Origin of the sequence: Nocardia sp. NPDC051570 (assembly GCF_044454005.1) — a bacterium.
Classification (GTDB): domain Bacteria; phylum Actinomycetota; class Actinomycetes; order Mycobacteriales; family Mycobacteriaceae; genus Nocardia.
Window position 1 is genome coordinate 207464 of the sequence record NZ_JBITDI010000006.1, and the last position, 14441, is coordinate 221904.

13 protein-coding genes and 1 pseudogene are annotated in these 14441 nt (G+C 62.3%); 7 read left to right on the top strand and 7 right to left on the bottom strand.

The features are described 5' to 3' along the window. Nucleotides 1-122: 122 nt before the first annotated feature. On the top strand, nt 123-332 hold the full coding sequence (locus ACIA76_RS17130; RefSeq protein WP_397153061.1) for a GNAT family N-acetyltransferase: 210 nt from the start codon (nt 123-125) through the stop codon (nt 330-332). On the opposite strand, the gene ACIA76_RS17135 is transcribed toward ACIA76_RS17130, so the two are convergent. The 3 genes from ACIA76_RS17135 to ACIA76_RS17145 all read right to left on the bottom strand — a co-directional run bounded on the left by ACIA76_RS17135 (nt 307) and on the right by ACIA76_RS17145 (nt 3749). Then, the gene (locus ACIA76_RS17135) at nt 307-1521 is read right to left on the bottom strand and encodes an amidohydrolase family protein (protein WP_397152768.1); all 1215 of its coding nucleotides are present in this window, start codon (nt 1519-1521) and stop codon (nt 307-309) included. The genes ACIA76_RS17130 and ACIA76_RS17135 overlap by 26 nt on opposite strands. Before the next feature lie 19 nt (nt 1522-1540). Next, on the bottom strand, nt 1541-2704 hold the full coding sequence (locus ACIA76_RS17140; protein ID WP_397152769.1) for an MAB_1171c family putative transporter: 1164 nt from the start codon (nt 2702-2704) through the stop codon (nt 1541-1543). A 598-nt stretch (nt 2705-3302) separates the two neighbouring features. Then, on the bottom strand, nt 3303-3749 hold the full coding sequence (locus ACIA76_RS17145) for an XRE family transcriptional regulator (RefSeq protein ID WP_397152770.1): 447 nt from the start codon (nt 3747-3749) through the stop codon (nt 3303-3305). A 653-nt stretch (nt 3750-4402) separates the two neighbouring features. Between ACIA76_RS17145 and ACIA76_RS17150 the strand changes: the two genes are divergently transcribed. The 3 genes and pseudogenes from ACIA76_RS17150 to ACIA76_RS17160 all read left to right on the top strand — a co-directional run bounded on the left by ACIA76_RS17150 (nt 4403) and on the right by ACIA76_RS17160 (nt 6412). After that, complete coding sequence (locus ACIA76_RS17150) at nt 4403-5602, top strand: cytochrome P450 (protein WP_397152771.1); 1200 nt, start codon at nt 4403-4405, stop codon at nt 5600-5602. A 209-nt stretch (nt 5603-5811) separates the two neighbouring features. Then, nucleotides 5812-6120, top strand: a pseudogene (locus tag ACIA76_RS17155) (transporter substrate-binding protein); the annotation flags it as partial. 34 nt (nt 6121-6154) lie between these two features. Further along, nucleotides 6155-6412, top strand: a complete 258-nt coding sequence (locus tag ACIA76_RS17160) for a hypothetical protein (RefSeq protein WP_397152772.1) — start codon at nt 6155-6157, stop codon at nt 6410-6412. 5 nt (nt 6413-6417) lie between these two features. Here the strand turns inward: ACIA76_RS17160 and ACIA76_RS17165 are convergent, their stop codons facing one another. Beyond that, entirely contained in the window at nt 6418-7092 is a 675-nt protein-coding gene (locus tag ACIA76_RS17165; protein WP_397152773.1) for a hypothetical protein, read from the bottom strand. Between the two features lie 229 nt (nt 7093-7321). Between ACIA76_RS17165 and ACIA76_RS17170 the strand changes: the two genes are divergently transcribed. Continuing rightward, a complete protein-coding gene (locus ACIA76_RS17170; protein WP_397152774.1) occupies nt 7322-9508 on the top strand; it encodes an MMPL family transporter in 2187 nt (728 codons plus the stop codon). Then, on the top strand, nt 9441-10466 hold the full coding sequence (locus ACIA76_RS17175; protein WP_397152775.1) for a polyprenyl synthetase family protein: 1026 nt from the start codon (nt 9441-9443) through the stop codon (nt 10464-10466). Before ACIA76_RS17170 ends, ACIA76_RS17175 begins: the two co-directional genes overlap by 68 nt. A gap of 93 nt (nt 10467-10559) precedes the next feature. On the opposite strand, the gene ACIA76_RS17180 is transcribed toward ACIA76_RS17175, so the two are convergent. Beyond that, nucleotides 10560-11219 carry a hypothetical protein gene (locus tag ACIA76_RS17180; RefSeq protein WP_397152776.1) on the bottom strand — a complete coding sequence of 220 codons (660 nt, stop codon included), beginning with the start codon at nt 11217-11219 and terminating at the stop codon, nt 10560-10562. 778 nt (nt 11220-11997) lie between these two features. Between ACIA76_RS17180 and ACIA76_RS17185 the strand changes: the two genes are divergently transcribed. After that, the gene (locus ACIA76_RS17185) at nt 11998-12201 is read left to right on the top strand and encodes a hypothetical protein (protein WP_397152777.1); all 204 of its coding nucleotides are present in this window, start codon (nt 11998-12000) and stop codon (nt 12199-12201) included. A gap of 57 nt (nt 12202-12258) precedes the next feature. Here ACIA76_RS17185 and ACIA76_RS17190 read toward each other — a convergent pair whose 3' ends face one another. Beyond that, nucleotides 12259-12729 carry a cupin domain-containing protein gene (locus ACIA76_RS17190; RefSeq protein ID WP_397152778.1) on the bottom strand — a complete coding sequence of 157 codons (471 nt, stop codon included), beginning with the start codon at nt 12727-12729 and terminating at the stop codon, nt 12259-12261. Further along, on the bottom strand, nt 12729-14195 hold the full coding sequence (locus ACIA76_RS17195; protein ID WP_397152779.1) for a diguanylate cyclase domain-containing protein: 1467 nt from the start codon (nt 14193-14195) through the stop codon (nt 12729-12731). Before ACIA76_RS17195 ends, ACIA76_RS17190 begins: the two co-directional genes overlap by 1 nt. Between the last annotated feature and the right edge of the window lie 246 nt (nt 14196-14441).

A 14441-nucleotide genomic window follows, 5' to 3' on the forward strand; every position in this document is an offset into this window, starting at 1 on the left:
GGTGCCCCGGCCCGCACCCCGCCCCACCTGGCCGTGCATTACCCCCCCCCCCCCCCCCCCCCCCCCCCCCCCCCCCCCCCCCCCCCCCCCCCCCCCCCCCCCGCGACCAGCAATTCCTCCACATCCGCCGGGACTTCGATCGCCGCCACCCGCACGCTTCGCCGCACTGGTACCTGTGCCACTTGGCGGTGCTCCCCGACCACCGGCACCAGGGCATCGGTACCGCGCACGCTGCTGCGCCCACTGCGACGAAACCGGGCAGGCCGCGCATCGGGGCACTCCGGACCCACACGGCCGTTGTCCGGATTACGCGTGGGAGCGGTTTGAGATGATGCGTCCTGCGCAGATTACTGCGTTGACATCGAGTAGGTCCGACAATCGGGCCATCGGGTCTCCATTGATGGAGATAATGTCGGCGTCGTACCCGGGGGCTATCAGGCCTTTACGGTCCCCTACCCCGCATGCTTGGGCTGCGCGGCTGGTCGCGACCGCTAGGGCCTCGGTATTACTGAATCCCAGTTGGCTGCCGAAGTGGATTATGCCGTGCGCTAGACAGCTGTGAGTTTTGCGTGGGTGAACGCCACCGTCTGAACAGCACAGCACGGGTACGCCCTCTTGGTGCATTCGGGCGTAGACGGTGGTTCGTTTGTCCAGACGTCGAGTATCGGCTGTTTCCAGCGAGGTTTCCGGGGGAAGCCACGCCTCTGTGGCGCCAATGTAGATCTGTTTCTGTGCCAGTAACTCGACAGTGTTCCAGTCGGGGACGCAATCGTTCTCGGTGTAGAACGAGGCGTGTTCCACGCCGTCCACACCCGCTGCGACCGCATCGGCGATTCCCTGTGGTCCGTGGGCGTGGGCGGTGATTTTCATTCCCGCGTCGTGGGCTGCATCGACTGCGGTTTTGAGTTCAGCGAGGGAATACTGCGATTCGTGCGGTCCCCATCCCGGTGTGATAACGCCTCCGGTAGCCATAATCTTGACGACGTCAACGCCGCGACGAGCACGTTCAGCTATCGCGGCGCGGATGCCAGATGTTCCCTGGCTTTCCCCGCCCAGAAACCAGCAATGACCTTGGCGCGGAGTGATGGGAGGTCCCGCCGCCAGCACCTCTGGACCGCGCCCCTGCCGGTAGTCATCGCGGAGTTGTAGAGATAGATAGTCCTTGTCGCCCAGGTCTCGAACAGTGGTAATCCCGGCCTGGAGGGCTTGGTTAGCGTGGGTTCGCATGAGGTCTACCAACCCGCCCTGCGCATGCGCCAAGCTTGTCTTATTTTTTTGGTGTGGATCAAATGCCAGGTGCGTATGTGTATCAATCATTCCTGGCATCAACGTGCTCGAGCCGAGATCGACCAATGGTACGGACGAGGCGGGATGCGCCCCAGAGAAATCCACACTGAGGATCTGCTGACCTCTGAGGTATACGACCGGAAAGCCTGAATGTTTGGAATTCCCATCAAATAGGCGCTCCGCACGTAGTGCCCAGTTCATTACTTCTTGCACGTAGGACTCCATTTTTGTCATGCCGGGTTGGAATAGCGCCTCAGGATTTCTCTGTGGAGTTTCCCGGTAGGCGTCGGAGCGCCATGAGATAGTCATCTGTCAGTGTGATCAGGTTGCGAATGTCGCTATGTCGTAGCCGGGTATCGCTATTTTCTTCCGAATCGGCAGGACCATCGGCATCAAGCTTGGACAGCCTTTGCCCACATGCGGCCAGCAGGGCACGGTAACGAGGGGTGGATTGATTGAGCGCAGTGGGAAGTTGAAGTGCTAGAAGCCCGTCCTGAATTTCGATTACCCGACGGTATAAGCGGTACCGAATATCAGTCACATTGAAACTGTCTGCAACCCTACGCTGGGGGGCGGTGAGGGCAATTCCTGGAGTGGTGTCAACCAGGGCGCGCCATAGCGGGTACAGCCTGTGATGCGCTCGGACGCTGATCAGCCAATCGTAGGCTTGTTCGATCGAGGGGCCCCACGAGGGGATCGTCAAGCCGACCACTGTAAGGATAGTTCCGGTCAAGGCGCCGATCGGAACAATCAACTCCCATTGGAGTGGATTGAAATCCAACATTACGAGAAAAACAGCACTTCCTCGATCAAAGATGTTGATCAGATACACTGCGGATCCGGCGCCCATGAGGCGAAGTCCCGAACGTATCCACCGATCGGATGCACGCCGAGAAAACGTGAGAGCCAGACGAATAATTTCCGTTGAAGCGATCAACAGCGCGCCCACATAGATCAGAGAATAAACAGCGACCTCAGGTCTGTGGGCCTCCTGGATGATGTAATGCGGGGACCGTGGCCGATTGCTATCGAAGGCGATCAGCCATAGGCCTACCATGGCGGCGGCAACGAGACCGATGACCAGAAGCCGGTGGCGAGCGATCCTGCGCGCTTGCTTCGGCTCGTACACCCAGAGTACGAGAGTTATCAGCACTGCTCCGCTGAAGAAAATCCCCTCGAACAAGTGGATCAGCAGTGCCCCCAGATTGGGGACTCCAGAATAATCGTCAACCAACTTGGCGACACGTGGCACAGCGAGCGTGTACCCCAAAGCTTTGCTGACAAAGACAGATAAGAGGGTCCAGGAAGCCGTGTCGTTTCTACCGCGATGAACCTGTAGATCACGAAGCTTATAGAGCGCCGCCAGGTAACACAGCGCTGCACATATCGGAAAAACAACGTTCTTAAACTCGATCACAAAACCTCCAGGAGGCGGTCAATTATCGGCGCCCCAGGGATCTCGATATCCGCGCTACAGCCTCTGGTTCCGAGGAGCGGTCTATAACCGCAGGCATAGAAGCGATTCTCAAGAGGATGAAGGATGCAATCATTTCTGCTTCTCGTTCTTCCAATGAGCTGTATTGGGTACGCCCCAGTACTTTCTGAACTATCTTTGGATCCAGGTTGGGTAGCAGAACCCGAGAGAGGTCTTGACTGAAAGTGGGGGCGGATTTGTGTTCGCACAGAATATGGCCGATTTCGTGCGCGATGATATGCTCCTGATGCAGCCGAGTAGTTTGTTGCTGATAAACAATGTAATCAGCGTTTTCTACTGAGACCCAGAGCCCGCACGGTCCATCTTTCGACAACATCAGAGGAAGCAAATTTATGGGACGGTTCCGACGGCGACTGAGGCTACGACACAGGTCTTCGACCGAAAAAGGCGCCGGAATATCGAGACTTTGAACAAGCTTCTCACAGCGTCGGCGTAGCCGTTTTCCCTCCACCGTATCTCCAAAGCTCATATCGTCAAGGCCAGTCCACGTTGTGATGATCATGCGCTGCCTACCCCTGGTTTACTCGGGGTCATCACTCAATAGTTTCGAAGGAAGTCCTTCGAGCTCGCGAACTCGTTCCATTACTTCAAGAATTGAACTGATACTGCTTGGCGACATACCGTTTGCGCGTAGCGCCACCTGCTGCGCACCGATGTCTTTGAGCGCGTGCAGCAGATGTAGGTCGCCGGCTACTCGCATCACGGTGTTGTTGTCTCCGAAGAAATAGGCAGGAGGCACGCCAAAAAACTCGGCAAGGGCTTCGACATGCTTCATCGTCGGATTATCTCGCTGGCCTTTACGCAACAGCCACAGATAGGTAGCTGAGATCGTCGCGCCACCTTGTTGACTGATTGCATCAGCGACCTCGTCGTTGCTGTAAGGGCCACGATTGGGCGGGTGAACAGTGTCAAAAAGATAGTTGAGCCGACCAGCCAGGGTCGCCAGCTCTCCCCGAGACTTATCCATCAGTACACCTCCTTATGGCTAGACCGCCCCCGCAGGGTAGCAACGCCTTAACTCGTGTGGGTCCCGTGGGACGGTAGGTCACATGCTAGTTGCGCACAGTGATGTTCGGTGCTTTGATCGTGTCGTGCCCTCTACTGGCGTGAAGACCGGAGACTGTCGAGTACACAGCAGTTGTCGGACGCCTGGTTCAACGTAGGGGTCTCGATAGGAGACGCGCAAGGGGACGCTGTCTCCCATCAGGCTCAACGTTGACTGTCTTGCGAGGCGCAGAAGGAACACCTTCGGTCGAACGAGGGTCGACCGGGCAGTCAGCCTTGTTGCTGTGTGGTGCGGGTTCCGATCGTGGAGGGGACGATCGGAACCGGCACGCAATCAAGAAGATATGGCATAGTAGGCAGGTTACGATTTCGGTTGTGCCTGCGGGCCATTCGGCGATCAGCCAGGTTTCGGCCACGGTGCCGTTGTCGGCGCGGGGGGGTGTCGCGGTTGGCGGGGTGGACCCGCAAGGCGATGGACCATATCGAGCAACCCAACCAGACGGATGGAAGCCTCGATGGTGAGCTGGATTGGTTGACGATGGTCGCCAAGGCATTACCCATCGGCCGTCGAAATGGTCCACACCCCGCACGCTTCAACCCTCTCGGAGTATCACCTTGACCTCACCCATCGCACCGTTCGATGAGACCTACCTCGCCGACCCGCATCCCGTGCACCGCGCACTTCGCGACGCGGGCCCCGTACAACGAGTCTTGCTCCCCGCCGGGGCGTCGGCGTGGTTGGTAACGCGAGAATCAGATATCCGTCGCCTGCACACCGACCCTCGACTGTCGATCGACAAGCGGTCGGCGACCAACGGCTACACCGGCTTCTCTCTCCCGCCGGCACTCGACGCCAACCTGCTGAATATCGACCCACCCGACCACACCCGCCTACGGCGGTTGGTCTCCCATGCCTTCACCCGCCGCCGCGTCGACAGCCTCAGCGGCAAGGTTCAGGCCGAAACCGATCGCCTGCTCGACCGGATAGCAGGCCGTGAACAAGCGGACCTGCTCGCCGAATTCGCGATCCCATTGCCACTCACCGTGATCGGCGACCTCCTCGGCATCTCCACTGGCGATCGCGATCGGTTCCGCGCATGGACCGACGCCCTCCTGGCCCCTGATCCGGCGCAGCCGAACCAGGCGAAGGAGGCCGTCGTCAACCTCGAGCGGTTCTTCATCGACCTGATCGCCGACAAACGCACCACCCTCACCGACGACTTCGTGTCCGATCTGATCGCGGTACGTGGTACCGACGACCGACTGAGCGAGGACGAGCTCGTCTCCCTGGCATTCCTCATCTTCTTGGCGGGCTACGAGACGTCTGTCCACCTGATCGGGAACTCTATATTGGCGCTACTCGATCACCCGGAACAGCTCGCCACGCTACGTTCCGCTCCCGACGTGAGTGCTACCGCAGTCGAGGAGCTTCTGCGCTACGCACACCCAAACCAATTCGCCATCAGACGCTTCCCCACCGAGGACATCATGATCGGCGGTGTCACCATCCCGGCCGGCGACACCGTCCTACTCGGCAAGGCCTCCGCCAATCGCGACCCACATCGGTTCGACAACCCGGACTCTCTGGACCTCGAGCGGGAAGACAATCCCCATCTCACCTTCGGCCACGGGGTGCACTACTGCCTCGGCGCGCCGCTCGCACGGCTCGAAGCACGCATCGCCATCGGCAGCCTTCTCCACCGGTTCCCGGAGATGCGGTTGGCGGTCCCTCGTGATCAACTCCGCTGGCGAGCATCCTTCCGAGAACACGGACTACAGGCGCTACCAGTGGCATTCGCTCACGCACCGCGATAACGAACCGGTGATCACCCCGGCCGGATAGCCGGGGTGGCTACCCGGAGACCGCAGATGGGCCATGTCCTGTCACGAAACTCCCGCCCGGCCGCGCCGATGATTCATGTCTTGGCCGCGGCACTCATGCTGATCGTGGTCGCCGGGCTCGCCGGAGATCGTGCGGTGCACGGCGCACCGGTCGAACCCATCCGGGTCGGCATTCCCTCACCAGTTCGGTGGCTATTTCCGAGCGCCCGATCAATCGGACGACCCTGCTGGCCGTCGAGGAGATCAACGCCGCGGGCGGGCTGCTGGGCCGTCGGGTAGAGCCGATCATCGTCGACGGGCGTTCGGACTGGCCGACTTTCGCCGCCGAGGCCGAACGGCTCATCGGGCAGGAGCGGGTGGACGCGGTATTCGGCTGCTATACCTCGGCCAGCCGTCGCACCGTCGTCCCGACAGCGTGTACCTGTGGGCACAGGCGGTACGAGCGGCGGACTCGACCGAACTGGAACGAGTATTGCGAACAACAGCGCTAAGGTACTGCTGCGGACCGGCGGGCCGGGAAAGGCATTGGCGCTGTTCACCGAGGCGTCCACCGTGGCCACCGACATCGGCGGCCGACTCGAACAAGCCCGCGCCGCGGAGGGCATCGCCCACTGCCTGGCCGCCCTCGGCGACCACACCACCATCCACCTACGCCGAGCCGTCGACATCTACCGCGACCTCGGCGCATCCGAAACTGCCACCGCGGCAACCCATCTCGCCACTCTCGAATCCTCGCACATCGTTACATTCATTCCATGGCTGCAAATCTTCGAGAAACGATAACGGCGCTAGATACTCTGATCTTCGTCGAGGTCGTCGGACAGTGCCAACGGATTGGTTGCGTTCAGGCGTTTGCGAAGCTGAACCCGTTGGTGGATCAGGACCGAGGCGGTGAATGTGACGACTCCCAGTCCGACCGCGAGCGGGCTGGGACGGGAGGTGACATGGAAAGCCAATGCGCCGACCAGGACGCCTGCGACGATGCTGTTTACGACGCTGACCATGCCCGCGATGGTCAGCAATAGCTGAGTTTGGTTGGATTTGATTCCAGCGGCATACAGAATTGTGGAGATTTCATTGTCGGCAGCGGGTGGTGCGAGATATCGGGATAGGCCGGGTGCCAGCTCCAGGTAGAGCTGGCGGATTCGATTTGCCCGCCGGGCCGCCTGATGATCGTCGATTGATATTTGCAGCGTCCTCTCGAAGGTGACGAGTCCCAAGAAAAACAGGGCCACCAATGTCACCGTGCTGAATACGAGGAAATCGCCTTGATAGTGGGTCGCCTGTCCGGCGAAGCTCAATGCGACCATGGCCATCGAGAGGGTGGTCAGATACATGCTCGCCCGGCCCACAGCTTCCGAGGTGATACTCGCTTGGGTACCCTGCAAGGCGAAATGCTCGGTCGTAACGATCGCAATGACGGTCGAAAGGTCATCGCCAAATGAAGGTTTCCTTTCGCTCATGCCGACACCATATCGGGTGAACTGGTATCCGCCTGTGCGACTCTTGCGAGTGCGGGAACTGTTGCCGCTATCGGGCTGACACCGTCGCTACCGTCGGTAACAGTCACCGTCCGGTTCTACCGCATACGGCCCTCGATCAATCCGCCGCCGCACCCGCGACGAATACGTTCTGTCGGACGAGTGGAGGTCGAAGGGCGACGTGCGCGGTAACTGTTTGTCACGCCTCGCGATGACGATGGCCCGGTATCGGCACCGAGTGTTCGCGGGCTGGCTGATCGCGGTGACGGCGGGGTTGATCGGCCTGCCGCATCTGCTCAGCTCGGTCACGGCTCCGGCGCTGGACGTCTCGGGCTCGGAATCGCAACGGGTGAGCCGGATTCTGGCCGATCAGCTACCGACGCTCGGCGCGGAACAGGCGATCGCGGTACTGCACTCGCCGGTGCGCCGGACCACGGATCCGGCCTTCCGAGCGGCGATCGACGCCGGTTCGAGGGCATTGGCGAACAGCGACAGCGTCTCGGGGGTGCTGCTGCTACCGGTGGCGGGTGATCCCGACCGTCCACTGCCCTTGGGCGACAGTCTCGAACCGCTACGTCCGTTGTTCCATGACGAGCACACGGCCTATCTCTTCGTGGGATTGTCCGGCGACGATCGGCACCGGCAGGAACAATCGCCCGCATTGCAGACCGCCTTCGATCAGGCGGCCCGGACCGCGACCGACGGGAGCGTGCGCGGATATGTGATCGGAGTATCCGCATTCGGCCACCTGTTCCAACAGTTCGCGATCACCGATCTGATGCGCATCGAGCTGATCGCGGTACCGCTCGCGATCGCGGTGCTGTGGTGGGGGCTGCGCAGACCCATGGCGGCCTTGGTTCCCATGATCATCGCGGGCGCGTCGACGGTGACGACGCTGGGAGTGCTCGCCCTGTCGACCGGGGTGCTCACCGTGGACGGCATGCTCCTGGTCGGGGTCAACGCCATCGGCCTGGGAGTCGGCATCGACTACGCCCTGTTCGTGATGAATCGCTATCGGGAGGAGTTGGCGGCCGGAGTCGAACCGGAACACGCCATCGGCACCGCGATCGCCACCACGGGACGTACCGTGCTGTACTCCGGGCTGATCCTGGTGTTGGCGTGTTCGAGCCTGTTCGTCTTGCGCTGGCATGTGTTCACGCAGATCGCGGTCGGAACCATGGTCGCGATCGTGGTCGCCTCGATGGCCTCGGTCACGCTGTTACCGGCCGTTCTCCTCTCGGTGACCGATCGGCTCGAGCGACGGACTCCGCGAGAGCCACAGTCCGGCAACGAGAACGCGCGGCCCGGACGGCTGGCCCGTTGGTCGGAACATCTGATGCGGCATCCCTGGCCGTATGCCGTCGCGATCACTGCCGGGCTGCTGTGTGCGGCGATCCCGGCGGCCGATATGTCATTGGGTCTCGACCTCGAGCGACGCGCGCTGGCCGGCACCACATACCTCACCGGACTCACCCTCGGGGCGCGAGACGTTCCCGGCGGATCAGGTCTTGCCCTCGTTCTGGTGCAACAGCCCGCTGAGGCGATCGGCGACATTCGGCCGTTGGAGGCCGCCCTTCGAGCGGACCCGGAGACTGTCGCCGTCGCCACCATCGACGTCGGCGACGGCATGTCCGTCCTTCTCGTCGTGCCGAATCAGCCCATCGACTCGCCGCCGATTGCCCAGTGGGTGCGGCGAATTCGGACCGACATCGCGCCGACGGCGGCACCGCCCGGCGCCGAGGTCCTCGTCGGCGGGCCGAGCGGCGTTGCGACCGACATCCTCGGGGAGGTCTCGGCGAAGCTGTGGTGGGTGGTGGGTCTGGTGTTGATGTTGATGTTCACCGTGCTGGTCATGGTGCTGCGCAGTCTGCTTCTACCCCTGAAGGCGCTGGCGATGAATCTTCTGGCCACCGGCGCGGCGTACGGGCTCACGGTGCTGGTGTTCCAGCACACCGGAAGCGGTGTGATCTGGCCGCAAGTACCGTTGATCGTTTTCGTGCTGTTGTTCGGATTGTCCACCGACTACGAACTGTTCCTGGTACGCCGGATTCAAGAGGAATACCTGATCACCGCGGACAACCGCGGCTCGGTCGTGGCGGGCCTGCGGAGTACGGCCCGGCCCATCTCACTGGCCGCGGTGATCCTCGCGGTCGGATACGGCAGTCTGCTGATATCACGGCTCGACGCGCTCCGGGAATTCGGATTTGCCATCGCCGCGGCGCTGATCATCGATGCGACGCTGATCCGGCTCGTTCTGGTGCCCGCATTGATGCAGATCATGGGTCGCTGGAACTGGTGGTTTCCGCGGTGGCCCATCCCCGCGGCTGAGCGTGACGAATGCCCTGTTGGAATCACCACCACAGGGCGGAGGGAGATCAATGACGGAACTCTGTATTGATGCGTTGCCGTGTTTGACGTCCGATATCGAACGGGTGCAAAGGCGACTGACGGCAACCTGCACAATTCCTGGTCGACCCGATCTGACGGAAATCATTGCTCATCTGGTCGATGACGTGCCCAAGCTGGTCCGGCCGACACTGACGCTCATGGCCGCATATATCGGAGCGGATCCCACCCGGCCGGTGACCGACGAGGTCATAGATGCCGCCGTCGCGGGTGAGCATGTCCATATCGGCACAATGGTGCACGACGATGTCATGGACGAGGCGGACAGTCGGCGTGGTCGGCCCAGCGTCCATATGCGCTGGGGAAACACCATGGCGATTCTCTCGGGTGACTATCACCTTTCCACCGCGGCCGATCTGTCCTACTCTTTCGCTCGCGAACCCCGCCGAGTACTCGCCAAGACATTGTTGGCGCTCTCCAGCGGTCAAATGACCGAGACCGCGGACCTGTTCGATCGAGGTCGCACGGTGGAGCGATATCTCGAGGCCATCACCGGAAAGACCGCCACACTGTTGTCGACCGCGTGCCGCGTGGGCTCGATTCTGGTCGGCGCCCCCGATAGTATCGTGGCAGCCCTGGGGACCTTCGGGCTGGAATTCGGAATCGCATTCCAAATCCATGACGACGTCCTCGATCTGGTCAGGTCATCCGAAGAACTGGGTAAACCCGCAGGCAATGATATGAGGGAGGGCGTGTACACGCTGCCGACCATCCTCACCATTTCCCGTCGGCCCCAGATTCGCGAATTGCTCACTCGGGATATGTCTTCGGCCGATCTGACGGCGGCCCGAGAATTGATCGTGCAGTCGGGAGCGCTCGCCGACGCGATAGAATATGGGCGCGACCGATTCCGCCGGGCCATCGATGCCCTGGACAGCTCGACAGATCGAGCTCCACACATTGGCGCACTGATCGATTTCGCCAGCGGTATGCTTTTCGAATTCAGCTGATCTACAATCATAAACAACGATCGATCGCCCCGAAAAGGAGAGCGCTGCGCCGACTGAAAGTCGACGCAGCGCGGTGGCGAATACGATCTACTCCTACGCGCCGACGGTGATCGGCTGCGTCGGGTCGGTGACGTTGTTCAGCGCGGAGGTGCCCGTGAGCGTGCCCGTCGTGGCATCCGTCGGGCAGCCGAAGCCGCCGGTGGTCTTGACCGGGGCAGAGGCGTTGGTGGCGGTCACCGTCGACGGGTTGCCGTTGGTGAAGGTTCCGGCGAGCGTGGCCGGGCCGTCCGGGGCGACCACGGTGGTGCACGAGGCCAGGCCGCTGGTCTGGATGACCATGCCGCCCTGCGGAACCGTCAGGTTGCCGATGATCGGCGAGCCGTTCTGCACGGTCACGGCCCAGGTACCGCTGGTGGTCACCGTGGCGTCGACACCGGCCAGATCGGTCGTGCAGTTACTGAAGGTCGGCGCCGAGATCTGCACCGAGATCGGGCCGCTCGGGTTCTGGTTGCCCGGCGCCGCCGGGACTGAGCCCTGCGCGCTGAGGCTCTGGCAGGTGACGGTCACCGATCCGGCCTTGAGGACCTGCGCGCCCTGGCTGGCCGCCGTGACGGACGCTCCGGCGGGACTGACCGAGGTCGAGCCGGCGGGGGCATGCGGCGCGGCCTGCGCCGGACCGCCGACGGTGAACGAGGCCACGGCACAGCTCGCCGCGATCAACGCAGCCCGCGCAAAGAACAGTTTGTTTGACATTACGCACTCCTCCGAGGGGATATGAGAGTGAATCCAATAAGCAATTCGACAGTGAATCGAACTGGACTGCCGATTAAAAGCTACGGGCAATAGCTCCATCGGGGCAATCGCCAGAATGCCAGCTTTTCGCGTTATCGAACCGATTCGAACGGGATGGATAGCGACCGTCGGGTCGGATATACTGAAGAGTTTTCTCTCCCCCGGGATAGTGGTACTTTGCGGCATGTATTTCCAGCTAGAATTAAAAGTGATAAGCTGAACTCTTGTGCTCTATGCACAGCTCCGGAACGACCCTTCCGTCGACCCATCCCATCGAGAGCACATCCGAACCACCGGATCGGACCCCTTGCCGCGCGCTCGACGCGATGGGCACACGCTCAACGGGAAGTTTGAGTGTCTCGGCGCACGGCACAACCCGAATCCCCATGACGGTGACAAATCCCAACCTCGCGACGGAACGCATTGGGTGATATCCCAATTCGTTGACAACGCTAACAATGTTTCCGAGGATGCCGGAAGCTGGCTGGCCGGACACTTCGGGCATTCCGCCAGGGTCCACCACTGCGCAAACGCCCTGGAATTCACCCCTTCCACCTGGAAGATGTGTTATTGCTCGGTTACCCGGCCGCCCGGAAAACCCCTACTCGCATCACGCCGAAATGTCCGACCGAGTGCTATAAATCCCGCGTGGGGGGCAACCAGCCGCTCACCAGCTGGCCCGGCGGCACGCGCTGTCGCCGAGCCTTGGGAATTCGATTCGAAGAGGAATGTGTTCCGAATGAGGAAATTGCGCGTATACGGCGTGACCTGTGCCGCCGTTGCGGGGATCGTCATGGCCGGCGCGGGCGTCTCGGCAGCCGCCACCCCGGTGGGCAGCACCGGAAGCAGCAGCGGCTCGGTGAGTAGCGGGTCGACATCGATCATCATCGACCTGCTGAAGCTTCTGAAGATTCTCGATACCGGCAGCGGCTCCCACAGCTGATCGCAGCGAGAAATGAGAGGCCGGACTCGATATATCGAGTCCGGCCTTCGATTCATCTCAGGGCAGACGACCATCGGCGCAGAGTCCGCGAATCTCCTCGGCATACTCGGGATAGTGCCGGGCCAGCGCATCCGGATCACCGACAGTGGCCGCCTCCGGGGTGAACGGCGGCGCGACGACGACGCTGCTGAGGGTGTGATCACCGAGGGTATGCGCCGCCTGCCACACACCGGCGGGCACCACCAGATGCGGCCGTTGCCCCGCATCGAGATCGGGGCCCAGGATATGACGGACGGGCCGGCCGTCGCCGTCGAGCAGGGTCATCGCCAAGGGCGCGCCGGAGTGATAGGTGAACACCTCGGGATATGCCGTGGCATGCAGCCCGGCGAAATGCTCGGCGGGCAACAGCCAATAGATCACCGTGGAATGGGAATCACGCCAGGTCTCGCGAAAGTACCCGTGGCAGACCGCCAATGGCTCCAACTTCAGTGTGTCGATGATCCGCGCAGCGGTGGTCGTCGTATCCATCAGACATGCTCCTTGTTCTTCCGTTGCTTCGCTCGGTACATGGCGGTATCGGCCAGTTGCAGCAGTTGATCGGTATCGGTGATCTGTTCGGTATCGGACAGCGCGGTGATCCCCACACTGGTGCCGACCGTCAGCGATCTGCCATCGACGAGATACGGCTGGGCGAGGGTGGCCCGCAGGCGCGGTTCGATATCGCTGTGCCCCTGCGTCTCCCGGATCGCGACGGCGAATTCGTCGCCGCCGAGGCGGGCCACGACACCCTCGCTACCGGCGCAGTGCCGCAGGCGTTCCGCGACACCCCGCAGGACGATATCGCCCGTCGTATGCCCGAACTTGTCGTTGACCGTCTTGAAATCGTCGACATCGCAGAAGGCCACCACCACCGGAGAGCGGGTATCGGCGTGCAGCGCCACCAGCCGATCCAGGTGGTAGAGGAACAGGGTGCGGTTGGCCAATCCGGTCAGAGGATCGTGCAGCGCTTGATGTTTCACCTCGCGCAGCAGCCGATCGTTCTCCGCCAGCGTCACGACCTGCCGGCAGATCACCAGTCCCAGTAGCGCCAGCGACAGCGCCTCCTGGAACGGGCTCAGCGTGACCCCGACCGCCAGCTCGGCGGCGAGGAAGATGCCGGTGGCGATCAGCGGCAGATAGGGCACCACCAGATGCGCCAAATCGACCGCGCGGTGCCGCTCCTCGATATCCGTTGCCGGACCGGGATTGTCGGGCGCCACGGCCGCCAGGAAGAACAGCACCGGACAGGCCATGAACCCGGCCTCGAGCGCGGGCGGAACCCGCGTGCCTCCACCATCGACGAAACGCGCGAACAGGGTGCTCGACACCACATAGGAGGTGGCCGCGAGCGCGATGAACAGGATCGGCGCCTCGCGCACACCGGGTCGAATCCGCGCCAGCACCACGGTGGCCCCGACGAGCACCAGATAGGCCAGCGGATGGGCCACCAGCAGCGACACGATAGGACCCGACGCGGCCCAGCTCACCGACAGTTCCCGGCCCAGCGTCACCCACCCGAACAGCACCATCGAGCTGAAGATGATGGCCAGGTCCAGCACGCGCACGATCCGGCGTCTCCGAATCCGCAGCGGCGCACCGTATTCGACGCCCGTCGCCGACGCCCGCACGATCACCGCGAGCAAGGCGAGCACCGCGGTCAACAGAAATCCCGCGGGTCCGAGCGTCTCGGTGGGCAGCGGCACGCCGGCGATCACCTGTCCCCAGCTCCAGGCCGCCAGCCCGATCACGAAACATGCCATCGCACCGGCCATCCACCACCGCCACTGCCGCCGCGGACCCGAACGCATCGCCGAGCGCACCCACGCCAGCAGCGCCACCACCGCGGCCGCCAGCTCCCATCCCTTGTTCAGGGCCATCGAGCCCGACCATCCCAGCACGCCACTGGCGGCAATGCCCACCTCCGCCAGCAGCAACGCCACGGATACGGTCGTCACCGCCCCAAAGGCCCACCCGCGCAGGACAAAACGTCTACCCCCGCTGCCGTCGTCCACAAGACACCGATGGTAGGACCCACCGCCGCACACCGCATCCGAACCGGCGCCATTGTGGACCCGGTGGTGTGAAAGCACGGTTGACACAAGGCCATTGACACCGATGTCACCCGGGCCTAAAGTCTCCACACCACATAAGGAAACTTTCCTAACAGTTCACCGTCGTCACCGCCGGGAGAGAGGGCACGT

Coding starts and splice junctions, on each gene's coding strand:
- ACIA76_RS17135 (WP_397152768.1), bottom strand. CDS start 1,521: ATGACAAAAATGGAGTCCTACGTGCAAGAAGTAATGAACTGGGCACTA.
- ACIA76_RS17145 (WP_397152770.1), bottom strand. CDS start 3,749: ATGGATAAGTCTCGGGGAGAGCTGGCGACCCTGGCTGGTCGGCTCAAC.
- ACIA76_RS17165 (WP_397152773.1), bottom strand. CDS start 7,092: ATGAGCGAAAGGAAACCTTCATTTGGCGATGACCTTTCGACCGTCATT.
- ACIA76_RS17170 (WP_397152774.1), top strand. CDS start 7,322: ATGACGATGGCCCGGTATCGGCACCGAGTGTTCGCGGGCTGGCTGATC.
- ACIA76_RS17180 (WP_397152776.1), bottom strand. CDS start 11,219: ATGTCAAACAAACTGTTCTTTGCGCGGGCTGCGTTGATCGCGGCGAGC.
- ACIA76_RS17185 (WP_397152777.1), top strand. CDS start 11,998: ATGAGGAAATTGCGCGTATACGGCGTGACCTGTGCCGCCGTTGCGGGG.
- ACIA76_RS17190 (WP_397152778.1), bottom strand. CDS start 12,729: ATGGATACGACGACCACCGCTGCGCGGATCATCGACACACTGAAGTTG.